Here is a 25,836-nt window from a genome sequence, read left to right on the forward strand (position 1 = left end):
GCGGTGAGGAGTCGTCAACTGGGGATCGGTCGGCCCTAGGCTCGGATGCGTCTCATGATCTCGAAGGAGCCAGAACAGCTGTGACTGACGGACGAGTTGTTGTCGTGACCGGTGGAGGCTCGGGCATCGGGGAAGCCACCGCCCGGCTGTTGCGCGAAGGAGGTCACCATGTGGTCGTCTCGGGCCGGCGGAGCGAGCCGTTGCGCCGCCTCGAGAAGGAGATCGGGGTGCTTGCGCACCCCTCCGACGTGAGGGACCCGGAGGCCGCCGACGGTCTCGTCCAGGCGGCCCTGGCCGCGTACGGACGACTCGACGGACTCGTGCTCAACGCGGGCATCGGGCGCGGCGGGTCCGTGGGCGACCTGTCGTTGGAGGACTGGGACGAGGTGATGCGCACCAACGTCACCGGCCCGCTTCTGCTTCTGCGTGCTGCGATCCCGCACCTGCTGGAGGCGAGGGGTGCGGTGGTCGCCGTCGCTTCGGTGTCCGCCCTGCGCAACGGTACGAGCAACGCCCCGTACGCCACGTCCAAGGCGGCCCTGCTCCAGCTCTGCCGTTCGGTCGCCGTCGACTACGGGCGTCAGGGGGTGCGGGCCAACATCGTGTGTCCGAGCTGGGTGAGAAGCGAGATGGCCGACCGCCGCATGGCGCGCTTCGCCGCCGAGGCGGACCTGCGGGGTGAGGGCGTGGACGGCGCCTATGAGGAGGTGACCGGGCTTCTTCCCCTGGGGCGTCCCGGTGAGCCGCGCGAGATCGCGGAGACCATCAGCTGGCTGCTGTCCCCGGCGGCGTCCTATGTGAACGGCGCCGTGCTCACCGTCGACGGCGGGGCGACGGCCCTGGATCCCGGGACGCTGGCGTTCGACTTCCGTGTCGCGCCCCGCCACGACGATACGCCCGGAACTCCTCTATAGCGGCCCGGACCTAGGGCCCGTCGTTTGGATCACGCCGCAGACGCGGGGTCTGGCACGCACATCTGCCGCGTTGTCGTCGGTTGCCGACGCTCCGCGTCGACGCCCTCCTCCGCCTTGCAGCTGCACGCACCAGACCCCGCTCACCGGCATCGACCCGCACCGTCAGTTTCCTGCGGCCTGATCCAAACGACAGGCCCTAGCGGGGGCGAGTCCTGCGTAAGCGGCGAGGTGGCCGGCGGTCGGGAAGGTGCTGCCGTCGCCGACCTCGATCAGGATGCGGGCTCCGGTCCTGACGCCGACTCCCGGCATCGAGGTCAGAACCTTCGAAAGAGGGTGGGCTGCCGGCAGTTCCTCGATCCGTCCGGCCAGCAGCTTGCGCTGGTCGAGCACGGCGGTCAGGGACCCGGCAAGGCTCGGGACGATCAGCGCGGCCGCCTCGGTCCCCGGAACGGTGACGGTCTGCTCGTCCAGCGCGTCGAAGATGTCGTCGACCAGCCGCTCGGCCATCTCGGAGCCTTCGGCCGCAGCAGGGTGACCAGCCTCCGACGTACTGCCGGACCCTTCCCGGCCTCACGGTTCCCGCGGGCCTGTCTCCGCCAGGGCTTCCGCCTCGTGGGTGCGTCGGGTGCCGGCGGTGAACTCGCGCGTGTACGTCGCCTTGTCCATCGTGGCGCGCAGGCGGGCCGCGATGCGTTGCACGTCGCCCCGTTCCGCCGGGGGGTGCGGGGCGCCCGCCCGTTCCCGGGTCGCCGCCGCCGTGCCGAGGAGGCGGGTCGCGCGGTGCGGGGCGCCTGCCAGGGAGTAGGCGCCGGCCAGCCCTTCGAGGGCCAGAGCGACCGAGCGGGGGTCCTTGGTCGTCGCGGCGGCGGCGAGGCCGTCCCGGTGGTGGGTCAGGGCCCGGTCGGCGTCGCCGCGCTGTTCGGCGATGAAGCCCAGTTCCGCCAGGACCAGCGCGAGGCCGGGGCCGTCACCGCGGCGGCGGTTCCAGGCGAGCCAGGGGCGCAGCCACTCCTCGGCGGCGTCGAGGCTGCCCCGGCGGCGGGCGCTCAGCGCCAGGCCCAGCGCGGCGAACTGCTCGGCCGGCTGGTTGCCCTGCCCGACCGCGATCCGCAGGGCACGCCTGTGCAGGTCGTCGGCCTCGTCGTAGCGCTGGGTGAGAAGCGCGATCCTGCCGAGACCCGACAGCTTCGTGGACATCTCGGGCCAGGTCTCCAGGGCCTGGGCGATCCGCAGGCTCTCCCGGTGCAGCTGGGCCGCCAGGTCGTAGTCGCCGTTGATCTCGGCGAGCCTGCCGAGCACGTCCGTCGTCTTCAACCGGCCCCACAGATCGCCCAGTTCGGCGAACTGGGCGCGGGCCTCCTCGGTGTTGCCGCGCAGCGACTCCAGGTCCCCGCGGGCCAGGGCGAAGCATGCGCGGGTGGTCAGCGCGGCGGCGGTGCCCCACGCGTCGCGCAGGATACGGAAGCGGACCAGGACGCGCTCGACCCGCTGCTCGCCCTCGACCAGGGCCCCCACCGTCCACTGCGCGTGCGCCAGGAACCACTGCGCCCTGGTCGACTCCAGGGTGGACTCGGGCGGGTACTCCTCCTCCAGGACGGCGCACTCCCCGTCGTGCTCGCCGAGCAGCAGCCGGATGCCCGTGTACCAGAACTCCGCCTCCACGCGCTCCTCGGGCGCGGCCTCGCCCGCCGTGTCCAGGGCCGTCGCCAGCGCCCTGCGGGCCTCGCCCAGCCGGCCGCGGACGTACCAGTACCAGGTCAGCGAGTTGACCAGGCGCAGTGCCTCCTGCGCGGCCCCGGTCCGGTCGGCCTCGGCCAGCGCGCGCTGTACGTTGGCCGTCTCCAGGTCCAGGTACTGGAACCAGCGGGACTGCTCCCGCTCGTGCAGATGCGGCCGGGCCCGCTCGGCGAGGCGGACGCAGTGGCGCAGGTGCCGGGCGGCGGTCCCGGCGTGCTCACCCGACTCGGCGAGCTTGTCACGCGCGTAGACCGCGACCGACTCCAGCAGTCGGTAGCGCGGGCCCTGCGGTCCTTCGGTGCGGACGGCCAGCGAGCGCTCCACGAGCAGGCTCAGCGCGTCGAGGACGTCGGTGGGGGACACGCCGCCGCCGGAGCACACCTCCTCCGCGGCCCGCAGCCCGCACCCCTCGCCGAACACCGACAGCCGGCGCAGCACGGTCCGTTCACGGTCGTCGAGCAGCCCCCAGCTCCAGTCCAGCATGGCCTGCAGCGTCCGGTGGCGTGACGGGGCGTCCCGGTAACCGCTGTTGAGCACCTTGAAGCGGTCGTCGAGCCGGTCGTGCAGCTCCCGGATGCCCAGCGACCGCACGCGCGTGGCGGCCAGTTCCAGGGCGAGCGGGATGCCGTCGAGACGCCGGCACACGTCGGCGACCAGGGGAGCGGTGGTGGCGTCGAGCACGAACTCCGGGTCCGTCGCCCTGGTCCTGTCCATGAAGAGACGTACGGCGCCCGCGCTCGTCAGCGCGTCGAGGTCCGGTCCGTCCTCCGGGGGCAGCGACAGCGGCGTCACCGGGTACACCGTCTCGTCCCGGGTGCGCAGGGGTTCCTGGCTGGTCGTCAGGATGTGCAGGTGCGGTGCCCGGCCCAGCAGCAGGCCCGCCAGGTGCGCGACGCCCTCCACGACATGTTCGCAGTTGTCCAGCACGAGCAGCATCCGCCGCCCGGCCAGGGCGTTCGCCAGGCGGTCCGCCGGGCCCCTGGCGTCGTCGTCCGAGGTGTTCTCCCGGATGCCCAGCGTCGCCATCACCTGCTCGGCCAGCGACTCAGCGCCGGCGAACCGCTCCGGGCCCCCGGCGTCCGCGAGCTCCACGAGCCAGGTGCCCTCGCCGAACGCGCCCGCCAGACTCTCCGCCATGGCCTGCGCGAGCCGGGTCTTGCCGACGCCGCCCGGGCCGATGAGCGTCACCAGGCGCCGCTGTAAGAGCAGCGCCCGGATCGCCCGCAGGTCCTGCTCGCGGCCCACCAGAGGTGAGGCCGAACCGGCGGGACCCGGACCCGCCGGCGTCCCCGTGGCGGACGGCGCCGGAGGCTCCGGTCTCGCCAGGGCCGGGTCGTGGCGCAGGATGGCCTGCTGCAGCGCCTCCAGAGACGGGCCGGGGGTCAGCCCCAGCTCCTCGTCGAGCCGGCGCCGCAGATCGTTGAAGCAGTCGAGGGCGTCGGAGGAACGCCCCGCCTGGTACAGCGCCCACATCAGCGCGCCCCGCAGCCCCTCGCGCAGCGGATGCTGCTCCACCAGCTCCGTCAGCTCGCCCACCAGCAGGCTGTGCTCCCCCAACTCCAGCCGCACCGCGGCATGTTCCTCCACCGCCGTCAGGCGCTCCTCCTCCAGGCTCGCCGCGGTCGGCCGCACCGACGGCTGGTCGGCGAACTCGGCGAAGGCCGGCCCGCGCCACAGCGCCAGCGCCTCGGTGTACAGCGCCGCCCGCGTCACCGGGTCCGCGCCGGACCTGGCCCGGGCGACCAGGTCGCGGAACCGCCCGGCGTCGAGCGCCGCGACCGGGACGTCCAGGACGTAACCGGGCGGCCGGTGCGCGATCAGTTCACGGCCGCCCGTCTCCGCGTCCTTTAACGCCCGCCGCAATTGGGAGACTTTGGCCTGGAGCGACGCCGTCGGCCGGGCCGTGAACGTCGAGCCGCCCCACAGGTCCTCGATGAGCCGCGCCGCCGGAACGACCTGCCCGTGGTGGGCGAGCAGATCGGCGAGGAGCATGCGCACCTTGACTTCGGGTACCCGCACGACACGCCCCCCGTCCGTGCGCACCTCCAGCGGCCCCAGCACCCCGAACTCCATGATTGCAGCGTAACCGGCCGACGACCGGTGCGACGTGCGACGAAAAGGGCTCGGCCACCTGCCCCGAAGGGTGCCCCGCAGGGTTTCCGAAGTCGTCCGAAGCGAATCCGAAGGGGCATATGCCAGGGTTCCCCGAGGAACGCGGTTCGGCGCTGGGGCGGAAGGCGGGGGCAGGTGGCCGAGAATGAACGACTGCGGTTGGCGGTCATCATCGGCAGCATCAGGAAGGGCCGGTTCGGGCACGTCGCGGCGGAATGGCCGGCCTCGCGGGCCCGGCTGCGGCCCGACTTCGACGTGGACCTCATTGACCTCGCCACGGCCTGGCTGCCCGACGTGATGTCCGCCGACCCGTCAACGCCCCCGGCCCCATGCCGTCAAGGCCCTCGCGCCCTGGCTGCGAGCGGCCGACGCGTTCGTGGTGGTCACCCCCGAGCACAACCAGACCTTCCCGGCGTCCCTGAAGAACGCGGCTCGCGAGCGGACTACGCGGCCCTCGCCGCGTACTCCTGGACACCCCGGGAGCCGCTGCGCACACCGGTCACCGTGCTGTGCGGCGACGCCGACCCGGTCGTCTCCGTCCAGGAGGCGTCCGGCTGGCGGGCGTTCACCCGTGCCGAGACCGAGGTGCGGGTCTTTCCCGGCGGTCACTTCTCTGTGGACCGGCGTCTCGACGACGTGGCCGAGGTGGTACTGCGCGGCGTCCGCTCGGCGAGCGCCGCTCGGGCGGGCAACGACGCCCGCCATGACTGATCACGGGTGTTCGACGTACGGGGGTAGGCGTGGAATTCAAGGTTCTCGGACCGCTAGAGGTGGTGAGCGGCGGGCGCAGTCTGCCGCTGGGCGGCGTCAAGCAGAGAGCGGTCCTCGGACTGCTCCTCCTCCATGCCAACCAAGTGGTCGCCACCAGCCGGCTCCTGGAGGCCCTGTGGCCCGAGGACGCGAGGCCGGTCACGGCCCGCAAGATGGTGCAGAACGCCGTGTGGGGGCTGCGCGCCCTGCTGGAGAGCGGTGACGGCGAGGGGCACGCGGCGCCCCGACTGCTCACCCGGGCACCGGGATACGTCCTGCGCGTGGACCCCGAGCAGCTCGACGCGACCCGCTTCGAACGTGCCGTCGCCGCCGGCCGGGTACGCCTGGACGCGGGTGAGGCGGCCGAGGCCGCCGAGCTGCTGGGGGAGGCCCTTTCGGAATGGCGCGGCTCGGCCCTGTCCGACCTGGCCGAACAGGGCGTGGAGTGGGCCGAGCTGACGGCACTGCGGCAGCTGCGCCTGGACGCCATGGAGGACCGCTTCGAGGCGGAGCTGGCGTGCGGCCGGCACCACGCCGTGCTCGGGGAACTCACCTCGCTCGCCGAGGCCGAACCCCTGCGGGAGCGGCTGTGCGGGCAGTTGATGCTCGCCCTGTACCGCTGCGGGCGGCAGGCGGAGGCGCTGAGCGTGTTCAGCAGGGTGCGCCTCGCCTTGGTGGAGGAGTACGGCCTGGAGCCGTCCGCCGTCCTGCAGACCGTGCAGCACCGCATCCTGCGCCACGACCAGGCGCTGGCCTGCCCCACGGAGGCCCGCGCGGAGCCGGGCGCCCCCGAGACGAGCACCCCGGGACGACACGCGGCCGGGGAGACGAGTGCCGCGCGGGCCCCGGTCCGGATCACCGCGGACACCGGGTTTCCCGGGGCTGCCGGGCCGGACGTCATGGCACCGGAACCCCCGCGGGCACCCGCCCTCCTGTCCGTCGGTGCCGCGGAGGGCGGGGACCGACCCGGCACGGCGGCCACGTACGGCGTTGCGGAGCGCGGCCAACAGCCGGGCGTGACAACTGGATTCGGCGCCGCCGAGGGGGGCGCCGTCGCCGAGCGGCGGGACGTGTGCGTGCTCGTGGTGTGCACCGAGTCCGCCGGGGACGCCGCGGCCATGGGGAGCGAACAGCTGGACACCTCCCTGCACGACGCGGTCACCGTGCTCACCGAGAGCGTCGAGGACCGCTCCGGGACGGTCGTCGGCTCCATGGGCGGGCTGTGCGCCGCGCTGTTCGGGCTGCGGTCCGAGCGCCCCGAGGCGTCGCTCGACGCGGTGCGCGCGGCCTTCGCGGCCCGTGACCGGCTGGCCTCACGGGCGGGCATGGTGATGCGGGCCGTGGTGATCTGCGGCAAGGCGATCGTGCGGCACGACCCGCACGATCCGAGCGCCGCCGTCTCGGTGGTGGGCACCCTGCTCGACAAGGCGCACGGGCTGCTCTCCGGCGTCCCGGAGGGCGAGCTCTACGTGAGCGAGGACGTGGCCGGCGACACCGGCGCGTGGGTGAGCTACGACGAGACGACCCGCGCCGCCGACGGCGCCCCCGGCATCCGCAGGGCCCGGTCCCTGCACTCGGGTGAGCCCGCCGGGCACGGCACCGACGCCCCGCGCCGACCCGAACTCGCCCTGCTGGAGGACCTGCTGGAGTACTCACGCCACCATGGCGTGCCCTCCCTGCTGACGGTGCTCGGCGATCACGGGGTCGGCAAGTCCCGCCTGCTCGCCCAGTTCGCGCACCGCGTCGCGGGTGACGCCGACGGGGTGCGGGTCGTACGGCCGCGCGTTCCCAGGGACGGCCAGGACGCCGCGGGTGTCGCGGCGGCGCTGCTGGATGCGTGGGCGCCGCGGCACGGGGTGCGGCGCGACCCGCCGGAGCAGCGGATCAGAGCAGTGGTCCGCTTCGCCGTCGACTCCGACGTGGACGCCGCGCGGCTGCTGCGCGTGCTGTGCCCCGCACCCCATCCCGGCCCGGCCGGACGCGGGGTCGACCTGCTCGCCGCCTGGGGCGAGGTGATCGAGCACGAGGCACGCCACCGCACCGTGGTGCTCTGCCTGGACGACCTCCACCTCGCCGACGACGCGGTGCTGGACTGGGCGGAGGGTCTGGGCGGCGCGGGCACCGGGGCGTTGCTGGTCGTCGCGTGCGGCCACGTGGACCTGCTGCGCCGCCGGCCCACCTGGGGCAGTGCCTGCGAGCACGCCGGCCGGCTGACCCTGCCGCGCCTGCGCGAACCGGCCGCCGCTCCACCGCCGCGGCGCACGCTGCCCTACCTGGACTGCCGCCCCCGCCGCCAGGAGGAGCGGGCGCGGCCGTCCGGCCGGAGCCACGCCGGGTTCCGGGGCAAGGCGGCCGAGCCGCTCGAGGTCCGACCCGGGCGACGGGCGGTGTGAGGGAATTCCCGCTGGTACTTACGGCGTTCGTCACCGCTGAGCGGCTTGCCCGGTTCCCAGACGGCGACAGCGTCGGCGGTGTAGAATCTCTCGGCCGTCCCGTAGTCGCCGGCGTTGACGGCCTCGACTTAGCGGGCAGTGTGCTTTTCCAGTTCCGCGACGATCGCGGACATGGCGGGAATCGACCTGCCTTCTTGGCTGGAGAAAAGTTTGAGGGGAACGTTCAGGGAAAGGAACGTCCACCCGGCTGCTGCACGGGCAGTGCGGGTGCTCGTGCATTTCCGTGGCCGACACTATTCGGGCCGGGGCCTGCGGCGGTCTCAGGCCTGGCGCACCCGGCCGTCCCAGCGCCAGGCGCCGCGGCGCGGCAGTCCGGGCAGCGCGGCGCGCCCGGTGCACCACAGCAGCGTCTCGGCGGGGGAGTGACCGGTGGGCGCGTCCGGGAAGAGCCGCTCGACCACGGGCGCCGCAAGAGCGTCCGACGGGGTGTACTCCACGCCTGCCGTCTGCGCGATGTCCCGCCCGTGGACGACGAGTTCGAGCACGCCCATCGCGGCGAAGCCGACCGCGTCGGAGTGGCCGTAGGGGTGCCAGGCGCGGACCTCCGGCGGGGTGTCGCGGACGGTGCCGGCGAGCAGCGTGCCCGCGATCCGGATGCCCTCCAGGGCGGCCGGGACCGGGGCGTGACCGTCGATCGAGGAGAACAGGGTGATGTAGCGGTCGGTGGGGCGGGCGATGAGCAGACCCGCGTACCCCACCACCCCGAGCGCGATGTGCGAAAGGGTCTCCCGACAGCTCCAGTCCAGATCACCCGCCTTTCCGCGCCAGTCCTGATCGGCTCCCTTTTCCAAAGCCGAGGTCGTGTCCTCGGCCGCCGTCGTCACGAGTTCGGGCCATGAAAGAGTCATGCTGGGATGTTCCCATACGGGCCTTTGCGAGCACCGTCCGATCATTTCCCGGACAGTGCCCGGTAATTGTCGGGTCATTGTGCGTCAGATCGCCTCCGGTTTCCGGAGGTACGGCAGTGATGACCAGGCGATGAGTGCGCTCTTACTCATTTCTCCGGGCCCTTCGTTAAGGTTTTGAACTGCCGGGGAGCGTATGGGTTCTCACGCCTCTCGACCGGCAGTAGGAATCACAATCGAGGAGCCGGAATGGCCACGGACGACGACCTGGCAGCCGTACTGGAAGCCGTGGACGGCGCCGACGGGGACTTCACCGCCGCGATGGTGCGCAACCCCGACGGCACCGAGGGCGAGATCATGCCCTGGTCCCATGTCGGACCTCAAGATCGTCGACGACATGGCGGCTCGGTCATCCGGCGCGATGTCCACCTACCGCGCTTCCACCGCGACATCCAGGGCTTCTCGCTGCACGCGCTCGCCAACGCCGACGTCAATCTCGAACTCCGGGGCCGCGTCCTGGTCGGCCTGGAGCCCGGCGCCGTCTTCCTCCTAGTCGACGCCCCGGGCCCCTCTTTCACCGGCGCGCCCCGCGTGCGGGTTCGTTCAGCACACCACTTTCGTACTGGAGGAACTGATTCATGGGTGACAACCACACCTCGGTGTCGGTGATCGGCCTCGGCCTGATGGGGCAGGCCCTGGCCGCCGCCTTCCTGAAGGCGGGTCACGCCACCACCGTGTGGAACCGGTCCGCGGACAAGGCCGACGGTCTCGTCAAGGACGGCGCCGTCCTCGCCGCGAAGCCCGCCGACGCCGTCGCCGCGAGCGACCTCGTGATCGTCTGCGTGTCGACGTACGACGTGCTGCACGACGTCCTCGGCTCGCTCGGCGACGCCCTGCGCGGCAAGACCGTCGTCAACCTGACCACGGGCTCCTCCGAGCAGGCCCGGCAGACCGCCGAGTGGGCGGAGAAGAACGGCGCCAAGTACCTCGACGGCGCCATCATGATCACCCCGCCCGGCATCGGCGCCGAGACCTCCGTCCTCTTCTACGCGGGCGACCAGGCCGTCTTCGACGCGCACGAGCCCGTGCTGAAGCTTCTCGGCGGCGGCACCACCTACCTCGGCACCGACCACGGCAAGCCCGCCCTGTTCGACGTGTCGCTGCTCGGCCTGATGTGGGGAGCCCTCAACAGCTTCCTGCACGGCGTGGCCATCGTGGAGACCGGCGGCGTCAAGGCGCAGGAGTTCCTGCCGTGGGCCCACATGTGGCTCGACGCCATCAAGATGTTCACGGCCGACTACGCCGCGCAGATCGACGCCGGCGACGAGAAGTTCCCGGCCGACGACGCCACCCTGGAGACGCACCTGGGCGCGCTCAAGCACCTCGTCGAGGAGTCCGAGGCGCTCGGCGTCGACACCGAACTGCCCAAGTACTCCGAGGCGCTGATGGAGGGCATCATCGCCCAGGGCCACGCCAAGAACAGCTACGCCAGCGTCGTGAAGGCGTACCGCCGCCCGAACCAGTGAGCACCGGGCCCGGTATTCGCTTCACCCCCTGACGAAGGGGCCGATTCCGCATCCCCCGTCGGAACCGGCCCCTTCCCATGCCCGGAACGTCGGCGCCCCGGAATCGGACGCGCCCATCGTCCTGCGTTTCCGGACCCCATTCGGACCTCGTTTTCCGGACCTTGCTTCCGTCCGCCGATCACGTCGATCCCGCGGCTAGTTCTGCGGTGCCAGGGTGCGTAGGACGTCGAACTCGTTGCCCTCGGGGTCTGCCATGACCACCCAGTTTCGGTGTGAGCCCTGGCCCACATCCGTCTTGGTGGCGCCGAGGCCGAGCAATCTGCTTACCTCGTCCTCGGTGCTGCCGTCGATCGGGCTGACGTCGAGGTGAAGCCGGTTCTTCACGGTCTTGCCCTCGGGTACCTGGATGAACAGCAGGGTGGGCGACATCTGGCGGGCCCGAACGTCCTCAACGGTCGGCACCCAGGAGCCGATCTCGACCTTGCCCTCGCTCCGGTCGATCACTTGGAAGTCCAGGACCTCGCACCAGAAGGCCGCGAGCCTCTCCGGATCGAGGCAGTCAACGACCAACTCAGTGAACCTACTTGTCATGACTCTCCCCGATAGTACGGACGGGGCTCAGAGTATTGGCTAAGGGCTGTCCCACAGTGGCTGTAGCGCCTCCGGCGCCTCGTGGCATGTCCGCCCTCCCGGACTGAGGTGGCCTGGTGGCCCCGCCGACCCGTTGCCATGATCGCTGGATGAATGATGACCAGCGCAGGGCACCCTCCAAGGTGGCCGACGACCGTGCGTCACTGACCTCGTTCCTGGGCTATCAGCGCGCCACCTTGGCCATGAAGTGCCAGGGGCTGGCCGGTGAGCAGCTGAAGGAGAAGGCGGTACCGACTTCGGGCCTGTCCCTGCTCGGCCTTGTCAGGCATGTGATCACACTATGGGCGGTGTGATCACGGCGTCGGAGCCGTCCTGGCGAGCCCCGTTCACCGGGCTTAGCCCGGACCAGTTCGGCAAGCTGGTCGGACCCGGTGTTCACCGAACTCCCGGCCCCACGCCCCCTGGTGCGGCAGCGTCGTAATCGCGCCGAATTTGCGGACGTGGCGCACAGCGAGGTGAGCGGCGGGGTGAGCGGCGCGAGAATGGTGAGGGCCCCCGGGGGCGAGCCGGCATGACCGGCACGCCGCCGTAAGGGCAAGCTCCGAGACCAGGCACGCTCCCCAGATGATCGGACCGTCTTCAGACCGGCACCCACGGGCCGGAACGGAGGACTGACTCATGGCCACCCCGCTCACCGCCGCCCGGCTCGTCGCCGCGTTGAAGGCCGAGGGCTGCGCCGTCCACGAGGTCGCCGGCTGGCGCACCAACAACCGCAACCACAAAGGACCTTGGGGCCCGGTACACGGAGTGGTCATCCACCACACCGTCACCGGCCCCGGCGCCGACGTCGTCGGGCTGATCTTCAACGGTCACAGCGCCCTGCCCGGCCCCCTCGCCACCGGCTGCATCACCAAGGACGGCGTCGTCCACCTCACGGGCAACGGCCGGGCCAACCACGCCGGCGGCGGCGACGGCGACGTGCTCAACGCCGTCATCGGCGAGTCGTACGGCACGTATCCGCCCCCGACACACGAGCACGACGGCTCGGGCGGCGCGGTCGACGGCAACGCCCGGTTCTACGGCTGGGAGTGCGAGAACAAGGGCGACGGCAAGGATCCGTGGCCGCCCGCCCAGTACCTGGCGATGGTCAAGGCCACCGCCGCGATCTGCCGCGCCCACGGCTGGGGCCCCAAGAGTGCCATCGGCCACCTGGAATGGAGCGACTGGAAGGTCGACCCGCGCGGATTCGACATGGCCGGTTTCCGCCGTGACGTCGCCGACGCCCTGGCCCACCCGGCGGGTGGGTGGGAAGGAGAGGACCCCATGCCCCAGTACGTCAACCTCGGTGTCACGGCGCAGTATCGACTCGCGCCCGGCGCCTGGGACTCGGTCGAGTTCACCGCGGAGTGGAGCGACGAGACCGGCGACCACGCCACCGGCGGAAGCGTCTTCGCCCGCGGCCCGGCCCGCTTCAGCGGAACCCTCGGCCTCCACATCGACGGTCTCCCGGCGGGCGCGGTCGTCCAGGCGCGCATGTCGGAGTACGAGGGCGACGAGCACCGTGCGGATCACCCGATCCACGAGATCGTCGGAACCGGCGGCGGCACCTTCGCGGTCCTGCCCGTGACGAAGCGGATCGCGTCGGGCCGCGGCATGCGGGTACGACTGCTGAACCAGGCCGCTGTGCCGGTCACCGTCGCGAGCGCCGTCCTGACCGTGCTCGTGTGGAAGGAGACCTGAGCGCCCCCGCTCCGCGGTGGGCGCCGTCCCGTCGCCCGGATGCTCCGCCACGGTGCCGTCCACGCACGCGTTGCCGCGGCTCGCGAACACCCCGTGGGAGTAGGCGTCGTCGAGGGCGCACGCCCTCGCCCGCGTCCTCCTCGCGCGGCCCCGGGTCCTGAGCTGCGACGAGATCACCTCGGGCCTCGACACCGTGACCCGCCGCGGCCTCCTCGACCTGCACGCATACCCGGGCAGGAACCGAAGCGAGCCAAGCCCGTTACGAGTTGAACGAAAGCACGGCCCTGTGATTAGGGTGCGGGCGATGTTCTGCGCGCACCCCACACCTCTACGCCCGGCCGGACGAGGCACCCTCGCACCGAGTCGCTCCGGGAGGCCCCGTGAGTGACACGGTGACCACGGTCCACGCGGGCGCCGAAGCGGCCCGGGCGGCGCAGCCGACACAGGCGCCGAGGGAACAAGCGGCGGCCCGGCCGCGGGACGCGTTCTTCGACAACGCCAAGTACCTCGCGATCGTGCTCGTGGCCGTGGGGCACGCCTGGGAGCCACTGCGCCAGGGCAGCAGGGCCGTCACCGCGCTCTACATGCTCGTCTACGCCTTCCACATGCCGGCGTTCATCGTCATCTCCGGCTACTTCTCCCGCACCTTCGACGCCGGCCCGGCGCGCCTCAAGCGCCTCCTCACCGGCGTCGTCGTCCCGTACGTGGTGTTCGAGACGGCGTACACCCTGTTCACCCGCTGGACCAGCCAGGACCCCGACCGCCCCGTCACCCTGCTGGACCCCCTGTACCTCACCTGGTTCCTCGCGGCGCTGTTCGTCTGGCGGCTGACCACGCCGCTCTGGCGGCTGGTGCGGTGGCCGCTCCCCCTCGCCCTGGTCGTCGCGATGGCGGCGACGACCGCGCCGTCCATCGGCCACGACCTCGATCTCCAGCGCACCCTGCAGTTCCTGCCGTACTTCGTGTTCGGCCTGCTGCTGCGGCCGGAGCACTTCCGGCTGGTGCGGCGGCGCACGGTACGGATCCTCGCCGTACCGATGGCCGGCTGCGCCCTGGCCGTGGCGTACTGGGCGGTCCCGCGGATGGACTACGCCTGGTTCTTCCACGCCGACAGTGCCCCGGAGCTCGGTGTGCCCCTCTGGTACGGGCCCCTGATGACCCTGGCCGCCTTCGGCTGCTCCCTTGTCCTGGTCGGCTGCTTCCTCGCCTGGGTGCCCGGGCGCCGGACCTGGTTCACCGCGCTGGGCGCCGGCACCCTGTCCGGCTATCTGCTGCACGGTTTCGTCGCGCAGGCCGCGAAGTACTGGGGCTGGTACGAGCCGGCCTGGGTGCGCGGACCCGTCGGCGTGATCACCGCCACCCTGGTCGCGGCCCTCGTCGTCACGGCCCTGTGCACACCGCCCGTACGGCGGGCCTTCCGCTGTGTGACGGAGCCCGGCATGGCCTGGGCCTTCGGTGACAGGGGCGCCGCTGGGGCCGGTGCCCGTCGAGCTGCGCCCTGACCGGCCGGCCCGCACGCTGGAGGGACAGCACACCTTCTCCGCGAAGGAGAATCGGCATGGCGAAAGGCAGCAGCGGGGGCGGAAGGCCGAAGAAGGGCGACAAGGTCACCTGGAGCAGTCACGGCAGCCGCACCGAGGGCGAGGTGGAGCGGGAGATCACCGAGCGGACCGAGACGTCCGGCCGCACGGTCGACGCCTCGCCGGACGACCCCCAGTACGAAGTGCGCAGCGACAAGTCCGGCAGGACCGCGGTGCACAAACCGTCCGCGCTCAAGAAGAAGAAGTGAGACGGCGTGGACGACGGGGAGCGCGAGGAGACCTGGAACGAGTTCCGTGAACTGGTGAACATGGCACCGGCCGACCTGGAGAAGTGGCTGGAGTCCGACGCCTCGCAGAACGCCGGGCAGCACCAGGACGGGGGCGAGTCCACCGGGCACGCCTCCGGCCGGCGGATCGTCGCGATCCTGTGGGCCGGGAAGGGCGACCTCACCGACGACGACTACCGGCACATGCGCAAGGTCGTCGGCTACGTCCGCCGCCACCTGGCCCAGCGGCCCTCCGGGGACGTACGGGACTCACGGTGGCGGTACTCCCTGATGAACTGGGGCCACGACCCGCTCGGCGGGTGACGGCCCGGCCGGGGAGCGTCCGCGCCGGGGCCCGGACGGTCCCCCGGGTCAGGGCGCGCCGGTCTCGTGCGGGGTCGGGGCGACGCCGCTCAGCGCCAGGCTCATCTGGTGCTGGGTCTCCTCGGCCACCACACGGGCCTCCTCCACGACGTCCCCGCGTTCGCGTATGAGGCTCTCGTAGATCGGCAGTTCTTCGGTCCGGGTCGAGTCGGGGCTCACAGCGGTCTTCCAATCGGTTTGCAGCCGGGATCAGAGGGGTCCGAGTAAGTCTGCGTCACGCCCTCGCACCGCGTTACCCACCCCCGTGGTGTCCAGATTTCCGTCACGCTCTTCGCAAATTCCACACCTTTGCGGCCCGACCCGGTGGTCGTGTTCATGGCCGCATGCGCACACGAGAGGGCCCCGGGGATCGCTCCCCGGGGCCCTTCGTGAGCGGATGTCGTCAGAGCGACGTCGTGTGCACGCCCGCGTTCGCGCCCGCGGCCGCGCCCGCCGGCGAGAGGACCGCCTGCACGGTGGCGCAGGCCTCGCCGGTCAGGGGGCCGACCAGGCCGGCGGAGAGGCCGCCCACGAGGCCCGCGGAGACATCGACGCCGCCCGCGTTGCCACCGGCCACGGTGTCCAGGTCGGCGTCGGAGAGCTCGGCGGTGTCGACCCGAGAGGTGAGGTTCATGGGGAGTTTCCCTTCGCGTGAATGTCTCGCAATGGCGGTGAGCGCGGGTGAGCGCCGGAATCCGGGGACCTGGATTCCGCCCCGGTCGCTCCCGCCGTGCGCAGGATCAAAGCACCCCGCGAAGAGGAGATCCAACCGCCCACCGACGAGCCACGGCTCCGTTCCCCGGCCGCCTTCACCGCTATGACCGCGGGGTCACCGGATACGCCCAATCCTTCACACAGCCCGTCGCCCGACCGGGCGCGGGAGTATTGCGCCCCGTTTGCCGAAGCGGGCACTTCACCGCCAAGTCCCCGTGCCCCGACCGGGATACGGCGGCGACCCGACCACGGCCCCGCCTCCGGGCACGCGGTGTGCAGATGTGCTGGATGTTCGGCCCTGGCCCTGGCCCTGGCCCGGCAGGCGGGCGGCCCGGCCTGGTCGGGTGGCCCCGGCCTGGTCGGGTGGCCCCGGCCTGGTCGGCGGCCCCGACCTCGTCGTGCGCCCCCGACCCGGTCGGGTGACCCCCTCACCGCCGGGCAGCTACAACCTCGCCGGGCGGCCCGGCGATGACGGGAACCGGCTCGGCGCCCGCCCCGACCTCGTCGGCTGCCCCGTCTCCGCCTGCCCGCCCCGTCTCCGCCCGGCTGCCCCGTCTCCGCCTGCCCGCCCCGTCTCCGCCCGGCTGCCCCCGTCCCCGTCAGGACGCCGCGGCTGGCTGCATCAGGCGGGCCAGCAGGTCGTCCAGGGTGACCAGGCCGGTGAGGCGGCCGGTGTCGTCGCGGACCACCGCCAGGGACGACCGGCGGCGGCGCAGGACCTCGATCGCGTCGGCGACCGTGGCGGTCTCGGCCAGCTCGGGCACCGGCCGGGCGAGGTCCCGCGCGGTCGTGGTCCGGCCCCGGGCCCGGGCCACCAGGGCGTCCCGGGCGTGCACCGAGCCGAGGACGGTGCCGTTCTCCCGGACCAGCAGCCGGGTGCGGTCGTGCTCGGCGGCGAAGCGCAGCAGCGCCTCGACGTCCGCGCCGCCCTCGACCCAGGTGATCTCCGCGGCCGGGATCCGCAGCGCGGCGACCGGAGTCTCCGGCTCGGTCAGCGAGCGGGTCAGCAGCTCGGAGTCGGCCGCGCTGATCAGACCCAGCCGCTCCGACTCCTCCACCAGGTGCGTCAGCTGCTCCCGGTTGTGCACCGAGGCCAGCTCGTCGCGCGGGGCCACCCGGCACAGCCGTACCAGGGCGTTGCTGACCCGGTTGAGCACCCGGATCAGCGGACGTACGGCCCGCACCACGGCCCGGAAGGGCGGCGACAGCAACATCGCCGAACGCTCCGGGTGGGCGATCGCCCAGGACTTGGGCGCCATCTCGCCGACCACCATGTGCAGGAACACCACCACGACCATGGCCACGGCGAAGGCCACGCCGTAGCTCACGGCGCTGGGCAGGCCCAGTGAGTGCAGCAGCGGGTCGAGTTCATGGGAGATCGCCGGCTTGGACACCGAGCCCAGGCCCAGCGTGCACACGGTGATGCCCAGCTGGGCGCCGGCCAGCATCAGCGACAGCTCGCGCATCCCGGCCAGCGCCGCCCCGGCGCCGCGCCGCCCCTCCGCCGCCGCCTTCTCCAACCGGTGCCGCTTGGCGGCGACCAGAGCGAACTCGGCCGCCACGAAGAAGCCGCTGCCGACCAGCAGCAGCACGGTCACGAAGACCGCCATCGGGAAACTCACGCCATCTCCTCGGCTTCCACGGCCTCCGCCAGCGGGCTGATCCGGACGCGGTCGGCCACGTGCCGGTCCAGAGTCCGGACGTCGATCACGGCCCGGCCGCCCCCGGGCAGCTCGACCGTGACCCGGTCGCCGACCGTCGGGAAGCGGCCGAGCCGGTCCACGACCAGGCCGGCCACGGTGTCGTAGTCGTCGTCCTCCGGCAGCCGGATCCCGGTCGCGTCGGTCACCTCGTCCACCCGGCGGCCGGCGTCCACCAGCCAGCCGTCGCCGTCCGCGACCGCGAGCTCGGTGACCCTGTCGGACTCGTCGGCGATGTCACCGACCAGCTCCTCGGCGATGTCCTCGTACGTGACGATGCCCGCCACGCCGCCGTGCTCGTCGAGGACGACCGCGAACTCGTCGTCCTGCTCCCGCATCCGCGCCACCGCGTCGGGCAGCGCGAGCGTGTCCGGCAGCAGCAGCGGCCGCCGGGCCACGTCACCGGCCCGTGCGCCGGCCAGACGCGCGGCGGGCAGCCCCATCAGCTCGCGCACGCCCAGCACGCCCGCGACGTCGTCCGGATGGTCGCCGAGCACCGGGTAGTTGGAGTGGCCGTGCCGTGCGATCAGGCCGACCGCCTCCTCGGCGCCGGCGTCCTTGCGGACGAACACGGCGTCGGCACGCGGCACCATCACCTCGTCGAGGGCCCGCTCGGAGAATTCCAGCGCGTGGTCCAGCAGCGCGGCCGTGTCCTCGGGCAGTTCACCCTGCTCGTGGGACTCGCCGATCAGATGGCCGAGCTCCTCCAGCGTGGCGCCGTGGTGCAGTTCCTCCACGGGCTCGATCCCGGCCTTGCGCAGCAGCCGGTCGGCCGCGTTGTCGAAGATCCGTACGACGGGGCCGACGACCTTCAGATACGCCAGCGTGGACGGGGCCAGCGCCTTCGCCAGCCGCTCGGGCACGGCGATCGCGAGGTTCTTCGGGGCGAGCTCACCCAGCACCATCTGCACGACCGTGGCCAGCACGAAGGCGAGCACGACGGCGATGCCGCCGACGGCCGCGTCGGGCAGCCCGACCCCCGCCAGGGCGGGCCTGAGCAGCGCCGACACCGACGGTTCGGCGATGAAGCCGACGACCAGCCCGGTGACGGTGATGCCGAGCTGCGCGCCGGACAGCATGAACGACAGCCGCTCCAGCACCTGGAGGGCACGGGCCGCCCTGCGGTCCCCGGCCTCGGCCTCACGCGCGAGGGTGAGCCGGTCGGCGGAGACGTAGGCGAACTCCTGGGCGACGAAGTAACCGGTGCCGGCGGTCAGCACGAACACGGCGAGCAGGCCCAGCAAGGCCTCTCCGGCACTCATCGAACACCACCCCGCCGTGTGCCGCGATCACTCATGTCGTGGCGGGATGGTCGGGGACTGTGCCCCGGAGGGTCCGTCGGTCTGGCGGACAAGAACGTGCTCCTTAGCTGTGGTGTGTCTCCGGTACAACGCGCATCGTCGCGCCGGTGTTCCCGGATTCTACGGCTGTGTAGATGAACTCGCCCGAGGCGCGGGGAGGTGGTGGCCTCAGTGGCGCAGGGGCCGCAACACCCCGATCGGTGTCTGCCGGAACCCATAGGCGCCGCCATCATCCCGCCCCGCGCACCGCCTCCCGCACATTCGCGCTCGACAGGTTCTGCGGCGACGCCGTGAACGCCCGCAGGCGGATCCGGGCCCCCGGCCGGGGCAGCGCGAAGCGACCCGCGGGCGGCCGGAGTTCGTGGCGGGCACTGCCGTGCGGGCAGGGTGCGCGGACCTCGGTCCACCCGCCGGTACGCGTCCATGCCCTGGCGGGTGGTCAGCATGAAGTGCGGGGTGAGGGCGCGGTCCCGCCCCAGCGGCCCTCGGCCTTGCGGGCCCGGCCCTTGCGGTCCCGCCCGGGCGGCTCCGGCCTTGCGGCATCGCCCCGGCGGCTCCGGCTTTGCGGCATCGCCCCGGCGGCTCCGGCTTTGCGGCATCGCCCCGGCGGCTCCGGCTTTGCGGCATCGCCCCGGCGGCTCCGGCTTTGCGGTCCCGCCCCGGCGGCCCGGCCCCGCAGCCCCCGCCCCCGCAGCCCCCCGGGCCTCAGTACACGTCCCGCACGTACCGCTTCTCCGCCGCGAGCTGCTTCACGTACGCGGCGGCCTCCGCCTCGCCCAGCCCGCCGTGTGCCATCGCTACGTCCCTCAGCGCACGGTCCACGTCCTTCGCCATCCGGGACGCGTCGCCGCACACGTAGAAGCGGGCCCCGTCGCACAGCCAGTGCCACAGCTCCGGCCCGTGCTCGCGCATGCGGTCCTGCACGTACACCTTGTTGCGCTGGTCCCGGGAGAAGGCGGTGTCCAGCCGGGTGAGCGTGCCCTCGTCGAGCAGCGCCGTCAGCTCGTCCTCGTAGTAGAAGTCCGTCGCCCGGTGCTGCTCCCCGAAGAACAGCCAGTTGGGGGCCCGGTGGCCGAGCGCCCGCCGCTCCTCCAGGAAGCCGACGAAGGGCGCCACACCGGTGCCCGGGCCGACCATGACCATCGGCGTCGACGCGTCGGCCGGGGGCCGGAAGTGCGGCGAGCGCTGCACGAACACCGGCACCTCCGTGTCCGGTCCGGCGTCCGCGAGGTACGGCGAGCAGACCCCGCCGCGCGCCCGGCCGTGCAGGTTCTCGTACCGGACCACGGACACCGTCAGCGCCACCCGACGGGGGTCGACCAGCGGACTGGAGGATATGGAGTACAGCCGTGGCTGGAGCCTGCGCAGCACCCCGGCCCACTCGTCGGCGCCCGCCCGCACCGCGTACTCGGCGAGCACGTCCACGGCCTGCCGCCCCCAGCTCCACTGCGCCAGCCCGTCCTTGTTGTCGGGCCGCAGCAGCCTGCGCAACTCGTGCTTGTCCCGGGCGCGTTCGGCGACGAAGCGCAGCAGGTCGGGGGTGATCCGGGTGATGTCGAGATGTCGGTGCAGCGCCTCCCCGAACGGCACCTCGCCGACCCCCTCGACCGTTACGGCCGACCCGGCGTCCACCCCGGTCACCGCCAGCCACTCCGCCACGAGGGAGGGCGCGTTGACCGGCCGCACCCCGAGCGCGTCCCCGGCCTCGTACGCCAGGTCCGTGCCGCTGGTGTCGAAGGTGAACCGCCGGACCTCCTTGCCCGCACCGTCCCGGCTGAGCAGCCGGTTGCCGGCCAGCCGGGCGGTGGTGACGGGCTTGGACCTCGTCCTGGGCTTCTCGGCCGGGGCGGCGGGCTGCTCGGCCGGGGCGGCGGGCTCATCGACCGGGGCGGCGGACCCCTCGAACGGGGCTGCGGACCGCTCACCCAGAGCCGACAGCACCTGGTCGAGCCACTCCCCGGCGGACGGCTCGAAGTCCGGCTCGCAGTCCGTGCGCGGGGCCAGCCGTACCCCGCCCAGTTCGTCGAGCCGCGCGTCCAGCCGCCGCCCGTGCCCGCAGAAGTCGTCGTACGAGGAGTCGCCGAAGGCCAGCACGGCGTACCGCACCCCGTCCAGCCGCGGGGCCCGCTCTCCGGAGAGCGCGTCCCAGAAGCCCGAGCCGTTGTCGGGCGCGTCGCCGTCCCCGAAGGTGCTGGTGATGAACAGCAGGTCGGCCGTGCGGGCGAGCGTCCCGACGTCGGCGTCGTCCATGCCGACGAGCGTCGTACGGTGCCCGGTCGAGGTCAGCCGCTCGGCGGTGGCGGTGGCGAACTCCTCCGCGTTCCCGGTCTGCGAGGCCCACAGCACGACGATCTCCCGGACCGCGGGCCGGTCGCCCTGCGGCACGGCCGCCCCGGTCCGTGAGTACATGCCGGCCAAAACCCCGTTCACCCACAGCGCGTGCTCGGGGGAGAAGGGCGCGTCGGGCGGCAGCACCGGCACCCCGGGGGCGCCCGAGCCGAGCCCCGCGAGGAAGCCGGTGAGGTACCGGCGCTCCTGGGCGGAGAGCACCGGGGGAGGGGAGGGTTCGATGCCGAAGGGATCGGCGCCGCCCGGCGTCACGGTCGTGGGGATCAGGGCCGGTTCCTCCGGTGCGGGCGTCGGCGCCGCCACGTCGCCCGACGCCGCCTTTCCCGACACCCCGTTCGCCGACGCCGCCTTCCCCGACACCACGTCCGGCGACGCGGGCGCCGGCGACGCCACCCTCGACAGCGACACGGCGCACACCTTGAACTCCGGCTGGAACGACAGCGGATCCACCGCGTCGCTCGTCACCGCGTTGATGCTCAGGTACTCGCCGAACAGGTCGTTCCAGTGGAACGGCGCGAAGCAGCCCCCCGGCCGCACCCGGTCGGTCACCACCGCCGGCAGCACCGCCCGCCCGCGCCGCGAGGCCACCTCCACCAGATCACCGTCGGCGACCCCGAGAGCGGAGGCGTCCTGGGGGTGCATCTCCACGAACGGCCCCGGATTCAGCTTGGTGAGCTTGGCGACCTTCCCGGTCTTGGTGAGCGTGTGCCACTGGTGCTGCACCCGCCCGGTGTTGAGCACGAACGGATAGTCGTCGTCCGGCATCTCGGCGGCCGGCAGATGCGGCCGCGCGAAGAACACGGCCCGCCCGGAATCCGTCGGAAAGCGCAGCCCCTCGTCCCCCACGTACCGGACCGGATTGCGCTCCGGCCCGTCCTCCCGCGCCGCCGGCCACTGCACGGGAGTCTCCCGCAGCCGCTCGTACGTGACCCCGCGCAGATCCCACCCCGTCCTGGGGTTGTGGAACCGCCGGATCTCCTCGAAGACCTGCTCGGCGCTGTCGTACGAGAACCCCTTCTCGTACCCCATCGCGCACGCCACCTCCGCGATGATCCGCCAGTCGGCCATCGCCTCCCCGGGCGGGTCCGCGGCGGCCCGGGTCAGGGTGAGATTGCGCTCGCTGTTGACGAAGACGCCCTCCGACTCGGTCCACATCGCGCCGGGCAGGACGACGTCGGCGTACGCGTTCGTCTCGGTGTCGGCGAACACGTCCTGCGTGACGACGAACTCGGCGGCCTCCAGCCCCTCGATGACCGTACGGCGATTGGCGACCGAGGCGACCGGGTTGGTGCAGATGATCCAGCAGGCCTTGATCTCCCGGTCCGCCATCCGCCGGAACATGTCGACGGTGCCCTGCCCGGACCCGTCGGCCCGCAGCGTCCCCGGCGGCAGTTCCCACACCTCCTCGGTGAACGCCCGCTCCTCCTCGACGAGCACCGACCGCTGTCCCGGCAGCCCCGGCCCCATGTAGCCCATCTCGCGCCCGCCCATGGCGTTGGGCTGCCCGGTCAGGGAGAACGGCCCGGCGCCCGGACGGCAGATCGCCCCCGTAGCCAGATGCAGGTTGAGCAGGGCGTTGGTGTTCCACGTGCCGTGCGTGGACTGGTTCAGGCCCATGGTCCAGCAGCTCATCCACCGCTGCCCGGCCGCGCCGATCAACCGGGCGGCCTCCCGCAGATCGTCCTCCGCGATCCCGGTGACCTCCGCGACCGCGGCCGGGGCGTAGTCGGCGAGGAACCCGGGCAGTGCCTCCCAGCCCTCGGTGTGCGCGGCGACGAACTCCTCGTCCACGTGCCCGCCGTCGTGCAGCAGCCGCAGCAGCCCGTTCAGCAGCGCGAGGTCGGTCCCCGGCCTGACCTGGAGGAACAGATCGGCCTTCGCCGCGGTCGCGGTCCGCCGCGGATCGACGACGATCAGCTTGGCGCCCGCCTTGACCCGCTCCATCATCCGCAGGAAGAGGATCGGATGGCAGTCGGCCATGTTCGACCCGATGACGAGAAAGGCGTCCGCCCGGTCGAAGTCCTCGTACGACCCGGGCGGCCCGTCCGCCCCCAGGGACAGTTTGTAGCCGGTGCCCGCGCTCGCCATGCACAGCCGCGAGTTCGACTCGATCCGGTTCGTCCCCACGAACCCCTTGGCCAGCTTGTTCGCCAGATACTGCGCCTCCAGGCTCATCTGCCCGGAGACGTAGAAGGCCACCGCGTCCGGCCCGTTTTCGTCGACGATCGCCCGCAGCCGCGCCGCCGTCTCGGCGAGCGCGTCGGCCACGGGCACCGGGGCCGCCTCGTCGCCCCGGTCGTCCCGCACCAGCGCGGTGGTCAGCCGCCCGGGCGCGGCCAGCATGTCGGCCGTGGTCGCCCCCTTGGTGCACAGCCGTCCCGCGTTCGCCGGATGCGCCTTGTCGCCGGACGCCTTCAGCACCGTGCGCCGCCCGTCCGGGCCCGCCCCCACGTCGAGCACGAGACCGCAGCCGACCCCGCAGTACGAGCAGACGGTGCGCACCTGCCGGGTGTCCGGCGGGCTTCCGGGGGTCGAGTTCATGCCTCGACGGTACGAATCGCCCGTTACGCCTCTGTCACACGGCTTGATCATCGGGCGTTACGCCCGTCACACAGCAGCCTTCCGGCCGTTGTGAGGTGCATTGGGGTCGCGGAGCGTGTCGCAGTTGGGCCGAACGGGTGACTCTGCGCAAGAATTGCCCGATGCAGACAGCACGTGCGATCCAGGACGGAGCATGCCGGTGAACAGCCACGATGTCACCGACGAACAGTGGGAGGGGCTCGCCCAGGTCGTACCGCTGCGGGGCCGGGACGCCTGGCCGTCCGCCGTCGGCCACCGGTCCATACCCGAGGCCGAGACGGAGACCCGCCGCCGTTTCGTCGTCCTGCGCGTGAACGTCTTCGCCGACGCCCGCGACGTCGCCGAGCGGCTGATGGCAGGCGTCCCCGTCCTCCTCGACCTCACCGGCGCGGAGACGGAGGTCGCCAAGCGCGTCCTCGACTTCAGCACGGGTGTCGTCTTCGGCCTGGCGAGCGGAATGCACCGGGTGGACCGCAACGTGTTCCTGCTGACGCCGGCGGGAACCGAGGTGACCGGGCTGATGGAGGGAGCGGGCCTCCCCGGGGTGTGACGGCAGGGGTGACCGCAGGGGGCACCGCAAGCGTGACCGCAGGGGTGACCGCAGACGTGACCGTGGGTGTGACCGTAGCTCGATCGTAGGAAGCCCCCGGAGACGGAACGGTTCGTCCTGCCGGCGGAGCCCTACCGTCCGGACATGACCCACCCCGCTCTCCCCGGCCGCCCCCGCATCACCGAACTGCGCCTGTCCGCCTTCACCACCCACCGCCGCGCCGCGTTCCCCCTCGGGCCCCTCACCCTCCTCGCCGGGCCCAGCGGCTGCGGCAAGACCAGCGCGCTGCGGGCGTACGAGGCCCTCGCCCGGCTCGGGGGTGGCGCGGAGCTCGGCGAGGCGTTCCCCGACCCCGTCGCCTGCGTACCTGAACGGGCCCGGCCCGACGCGCAGCGCCGCCGCGGCTTCCGTATCGGCTGCACGGCCGACGGCCCCGCGGGCCCGGTCCGGCTCGACATGGCCGTACAGGCCGAACCCGAACTGCGCGTCGTGGGCGAGCGGTTGTCCGCCGACGGACTGGTCCTCCTGGAGACCGCCCTGCGCGACCCGGGCAAGCGTGCCGTGCAGGCCGCCTGGCACACGGCCGGGCCGACGCCGGTGACCCGTGGTCCGCTCCCGGACGACCGGCTCGGCACCGCCCTGCTGCCGCTGCGCGTGGCGGGCAGGACACCCGGGCAGCGCAGGGTGCTGGCCGCCGCCGAGCAGATGGTCGTCGCCCTGCGCTCCGCCTTCGCCTGCGACCCCGAGCCCGCCCGCATGCGCGGCCCGGTGGCGGCCGGTTCCGGCCACCTGCTCGGCGGCTGCGGCAATCTCGCCGACGTGCTGTGGCGCACCCGCGCCGAGTGCGGGCGGCGGCACGCGCAGTTCGTGGCGGCGGTGCGAGCCGGCTGCGCCGGGCCGGTGGCGGATGTGCTCGCCCGGGCGGAGGAGCCCACGGGAACGATCCGCGCCGCGCTCGACCGGGGCGACGGCGTCGTCACGGACCTGTGCCGGCTGGGCGACGGCGAACTGCGCTACGTGGCCCTCGCGCTGGTGCTGCTCACCGGTCCGGGCGTGCTGGAGGTCGACCCGGCGGGCGAGGTGCCCGCCGCGCTCCAGACGCTCACCGTCCTCGCCGACGGCTTCGACCGGGGCCTGGACGGGCGACAGCGGCTGGAACTGCTGCGGCTGGCGGCCCGGATGTGCGAGCGGGGACACATCCGGCTGGTCGGCGCGGTCAGCGACGGCTCCTGGGCCGCCGGGACGCAGGGAGCCACGGTGGTACACCTGGACCGTGACTGATCCCCTGGACGTGGCCGGACTGCAACGGCGCCTGGCCGATTTCGCGGCCGCGCGGAACTGGCAGCAGTACCACACCCCCAAGAACCTGGTCGCCGCGCTCAGCGTGGAGGCCTCCGAACTGGTCGAGATCTTCCAGTGGTTGACGCCCGAGGAGTCGGCCGGGGTCATGTCCGACCCGGACACCGCGCACCGCGTCACCGACGAGGTGGCCGACGTGCTCGCGTATCTGCTCCAGCTGTGCGAGGTGCTCGGCGTCGACCCGCTGGCCGCGCTGAACGCGAAGATCGACCGGAACGAACGGAGGTTCCCGATCTAGCGGCACGCCCCGCCCACTGTTTCCGCTCACCTGGAGCGAGGGAGTCCACTTGTACGTTGCGTAGTCAAATAGCCGCTCGAATCCGAATCGTTGTCCGCAATTTTCCGCCTTCCTCTGGCTTTTCGTCTCACAGCCCTTCACTCTGGGTAGTGAACAAGGGAGTGCGGGCAGACGGACGCGCGCAGCGCGTCGGACAAGACGGGGGCA

At 72.6% G+C, this 25,836-nt stretch carries 20 protein-coding genes and 3 pseudogenes; 14 read left to right on the forward strand and 9 right to left on the reverse strand.

From position 1 onward, the window contains the following. The first annotated feature begins 80 nt into the window (after positions 1-80). Positions 81-914 carry an SDR family NAD(P)-dependent oxidoreductase gene (locus tag QOL88_RS29985; RefSeq protein WP_097221402.1) on the forward strand — a complete coding sequence of 278 codons (834 nt, stop codon included), beginning with the start codon at positions 81-83 and terminating at the stop codon, positions 912-914. A 201-nt stretch (positions 915-1,115) separates the two neighbouring features. On the opposite strand, the pseudogene QOL88_RS29990 reads toward QOL88_RS29985, so the two are convergent. Together QOL88_RS29990 and QOL88_RS29995 are read right to left on the reverse strand one after the other, a co-directional pair. Further along, a pseudogene (locus tag QOL88_RS29990) lies at positions 1,116-1,468 on the reverse strand (transposase); the annotation flags it as partial. A gap of 16 nt (positions 1,469-1,484) precedes the next feature. Continuing rightward, positions 1,485-4,724 (reverse strand): AfsR/SARP family transcriptional regulator, encoded by a 3,240-nt coding sequence (locus QOL88_RS29995; RefSeq protein WP_097221403.1) that lies wholly within the window; start codon positions 4,722-4,724, stop codon positions 1,485-1,487. 486 nt (positions 4,725-5,210) lie between these two features. Here QOL88_RS29995 and QOL88_RS38685 point away from each other — a divergent pair. Together QOL88_RS38685 and QOL88_RS30000 are read left to right on the forward strand one after the other, a co-directional pair. Beyond that, positions 5,211-5,474: pseudogene (locus QOL88_RS38685) on the forward strand (thioesterase II family protein); the annotation flags it as partial. A gap of 29 nt (positions 5,475-5,503) precedes the next feature. Beyond that, a complete protein-coding gene (locus QOL88_RS30000; protein ID WP_097221404.1) occupies positions 5,504-7,906 on the forward strand; it encodes an AfsR/SARP family transcriptional regulator in 2,403 nt (800 codons plus the stop codon). 320 nt (positions 7,907-8,226) lie between these two features. Here the strand turns inward: QOL88_RS30000 and QOL88_RS30005 are convergent, their stop codons facing one another. After that, positions 8,227-8,814, reverse strand: a complete 588-nt coding sequence (locus tag QOL88_RS30005) for a maleylpyruvate isomerase N-terminal domain-containing protein (protein WP_097221405.1) — start codon at positions 8,812-8,814, stop codon at positions 8,227-8,229. 246 nt (positions 8,815-9,060) lie between these two features. Between QOL88_RS30005 and QOL88_RS30010 the strand changes: the two genes are divergently transcribed. Together QOL88_RS30010 and QOL88_RS30015 are read left to right on the forward strand one after the other, a co-directional pair. Continuing rightward, the gene (locus QOL88_RS30010; protein WP_257027930.1) at positions 9,061-9,480 is read left to right on the forward strand and encodes a hypothetical protein; all 420 of its coding nucleotides are present in this window, start codon (positions 9,061-9,063) and stop codon (positions 9,478-9,480) included. After that, the gene (locus QOL88_RS30015) at positions 9,450-10,337 is read left to right on the forward strand and encodes an NAD(P)-dependent oxidoreductase (RefSeq protein ID WP_097221406.1); all 888 of its coding nucleotides are present in this window, start codon (positions 9,450-9,452) and stop codon (positions 10,335-10,337) included. Before QOL88_RS30010 ends, QOL88_RS30015 begins: the two co-directional genes overlap by 31 nt. Positions 10,338-10,532: 195 nt before the next feature. Here QOL88_RS30015 and QOL88_RS30020 read toward each other — a convergent pair whose 3' ends face one another. Continuing rightward, entirely contained in the window at positions 10,533-10,928 is a 396-nt protein-coding gene (locus QOL88_RS30020; protein ID WP_097221407.1) for a VOC family protein, read from the reverse strand. A 149-nt stretch (positions 10,929-11,077) separates the two neighbouring features. Here QOL88_RS30020 and QOL88_RS30025 point away from each other — a divergent pair, with 149 nt between their 5' ends. The 6 genes and pseudogenes from QOL88_RS30025 (at position 11,078) to QOL88_RS30050 (ending at position 14,799) form a co-directional block, all read left to right on the forward strand. Then, complete coding sequence (locus QOL88_RS30025; protein WP_097221408.1) at positions 11,078-11,281, forward strand: mycothiol transferase; 204 nt, start codon at positions 11,078-11,080, stop codon at positions 11,279-11,281. Then, positions 11,269-11,352, forward strand: a pseudogene (locus QOL88_RS30030) (IS5/IS1182 family transposase); the annotation flags it as partial. The gene QOL88_RS30025 and the pseudogene QOL88_RS30030, both read left to right, overlap by 13 nt. Positions 11,353-11,606: 254 nt before the next feature. Next, on the forward strand, positions 11,607-12,668 hold the full coding sequence (locus QOL88_RS30035) for a peptidoglycan recognition protein family protein (protein ID WP_097221409.1): 1,062 nt from the start codon (positions 11,607-11,609) through the stop codon (positions 12,666-12,668). A gap of 380 nt (positions 12,669-13,048) precedes the next feature. Next, positions 13,049-14,170 (forward strand): acyltransferase family protein, encoded by a 1,122-nt coding sequence (locus tag QOL88_RS30040; RefSeq protein ID WP_257027931.1) that lies wholly within the window; start codon positions 13,049-13,051, stop codon positions 14,168-14,170. Between the two features lie 56 nt (positions 14,171-14,226). Then, complete coding sequence (locus tag QOL88_RS30045) at positions 14,227-14,457, forward strand: hypervirulence associated TUDOR domain-containing protein (protein ID WP_097221411.1); 231 nt, start codon at positions 14,227-14,229, stop codon at positions 14,455-14,457. A 6-nt stretch (positions 14,458-14,463) separates the two neighbouring features. Continuing rightward, complete coding sequence (locus QOL88_RS30050) at positions 14,464-14,799, forward strand: DUF3140 domain-containing protein (protein ID WP_097221412.1); 336 nt, start codon at positions 14,464-14,466, stop codon at positions 14,797-14,799. 48 nt (positions 14,800-14,847) lie between these two features. Here the strand turns inward: QOL88_RS30050 and QOL88_RS30055 are convergent, their stop codons facing one another. From QOL88_RS30055 to QOL88_RS30080, 5 genes are all read right to left on the reverse strand, one after another. Then, positions 14,848-15,018: a hypothetical protein gene (locus QOL88_RS30055; protein WP_179879003.1), complete on the reverse strand. Its 171-nt coding sequence runs from the start codon at positions 15,016-15,018 to the stop codon at positions 14,848-14,850. Positions 15,019-15,241: 223 nt separating this feature from the next. Then, positions 15,242-15,472 carry a hypothetical protein gene (locus QOL88_RS30060; protein WP_097221413.1) on the reverse strand — a complete coding sequence of 77 codons (231 nt, stop codon included), beginning with the start codon at positions 15,470-15,472 and terminating at the stop codon, positions 15,242-15,244. A gap of 679 nt (positions 15,473-16,151) precedes the next feature. Next, positions 16,152-17,174 (reverse strand): hemolysin family protein, encoded by a 1,023-nt coding sequence (locus QOL88_RS30065; RefSeq protein ID WP_097221414.1) that lies wholly within the window; start codon positions 17,172-17,174, stop codon positions 16,152-16,154. Further along, positions 17,171-18,514, reverse strand: coding sequence for a hemolysin family protein (locus QOL88_RS30070; protein ID WP_097221415.1), 1,344 nt, complete (start codon positions 18,512-18,514; stop codon positions 17,171-17,173). The genes QOL88_RS30065 and QOL88_RS30070 overlap by 4 nt, the downstream gene beginning before the upstream one ends. A gap of 744 nt (positions 18,515-19,258) precedes the next feature. Then, the gene (locus QOL88_RS30080; protein ID WP_097221416.1) at positions 19,259-23,443 is read right to left on the reverse strand and encodes a bifunctional nitrate reductase/sulfite reductase flavoprotein subunit alpha; all 4,185 of its coding nucleotides are present in this window, start codon (positions 23,441-23,443) and stop codon (positions 19,259-19,261) included. Positions 23,444-23,636: 193 nt separating this feature from the next. On the opposite strand from QOL88_RS30080, the gene QOL88_RS30085 reads away from it, so the two are divergent. The 3 genes from QOL88_RS30085 to QOL88_RS30095 all read left to right on the forward strand — a co-directional run bounded on the left by QOL88_RS30085 (position 23,637) and on the right by QOL88_RS30095 (position 25,629). Then, positions 23,637-24,032 (forward strand): cell division protein SepF, encoded by a 396-nt coding sequence (locus QOL88_RS30085; RefSeq protein ID WP_030838486.1) that lies wholly within the window; start codon positions 23,637-23,639, stop codon positions 24,030-24,032. A 144-nt stretch (positions 24,033-24,176) separates the two neighbouring features. Then, positions 24,177-25,313: an AAA family ATPase gene (locus QOL88_RS30090; protein ID WP_097221417.1), complete on the forward strand. Its 1,137-nt coding sequence runs from the start codon at positions 24,177-24,179 to the stop codon at positions 25,311-25,313. Next, a complete protein-coding gene (locus tag QOL88_RS30095; protein WP_097221418.1) occupies positions 25,306-25,629 on the forward strand; it encodes a nucleotide pyrophosphohydrolase in 324 nt (107 codons plus the stop codon). The genes QOL88_RS30090 and QOL88_RS30095 overlap by 8 nt, the downstream gene beginning before the upstream one ends. Positions 25,630-25,836: the final 207 nt, after the last annotated feature.

Source organism: Streptomyces sp. Ag82_O1-12 (assembly GCF_900182715.1).
Classification (GTDB): Bacteria; Actinomycetota; Actinomycetes; order Streptomycetales; family Streptomycetaceae; genus Streptomyces; species Streptomyces massasporeus.

Excerpts from the sequence above, each read along its gene's own strand:
- QOL88_RS29995 (WP_097221403.1), bottom strand. The coding sequence starts at position 4,724 with ATGGAGTTCGGGGTGCTGGGGCCGCTGGAGGTGCGCACGGACGGGGGG.
- QOL88_RS30025 (WP_097221408.1), top strand. The coding sequence starts at position 11,078 with ATGAATGATGACCAGCGCAGGGCACCCTCCAAGGTGGCCGACGACCGT.
- QOL88_RS30090 (WP_097221417.1), top strand. The coding sequence starts at position 24,177 with ATGACCCACCCCGCTCTCCCCGGCCGCCCCCGCATCACCGAACTGCGC.
- QOL88_RS30035 (WP_097221409.1), top strand. The coding sequence starts at position 11,607 with ATGGCCACCCCGCTCACCGCCGCCCGGCTCGTCGCCGCGTTGAAGGCC.
- QOL88_RS30020 (WP_097221407.1), bottom strand. The coding sequence starts at position 10,928 with ATGACAAGTAGGTTCACTGAGTTGGTCGTTGACTGCCTCGATCCGGAG.
- QOL88_RS30005 (WP_097221405.1), bottom strand. The coding sequence starts at position 8,814 with ATGACTCTTTCATGGCCCGAACTCGTGACGACGGCGGCCGAGGACACG.
- QOL88_RS30015 (WP_097221406.1), top strand. The coding sequence starts at position 9,450 with ATGGGTGACAACCACACCTCGGTGTCGGTGATCGGCCTCGGCCTGATG.
- QOL88_RS30045 (WP_097221411.1), top strand. The coding sequence starts at position 14,227 with ATGGCGAAAGGCAGCAGCGGGGGCGGAAGGCCGAAGAAGGGCGACAAG.
- QOL88_RS30085 (WP_030838486.1), top strand. The coding sequence starts at position 23,637 with ATGCCGGTGAACAGCCACGATGTCACCGACGAACAGTGGGAGGGGCTC.
- QOL88_RS30010 (WP_257027930.1), top strand. The coding sequence starts at position 9,061 with ATGGCCACGGACGACGACCTGGCAGCCGTACTGGAAGCCGTGGACGGC.
- QOL88_RS30080 (WP_097221416.1), bottom strand. The coding sequence starts at position 23,443 with ATGAACTCGACCCCCGGAAGCCCGCCGGACACCCGGCAGGTGCGCACC.
- QOL88_RS30070 (WP_097221415.1), bottom strand. The coding sequence starts at position 18,514 with ATGAGTGCCGGAGAGGCCTTGCTGGGCCTGCTCGCCGTGTTCGTGCTG.
- QOL88_RS30060 (WP_097221413.1), bottom strand. The coding sequence starts at position 15,472 with ATGAACCTCACCTCTCGGGTCGACACCGCCGAGCTCTCCGACGCCGAC.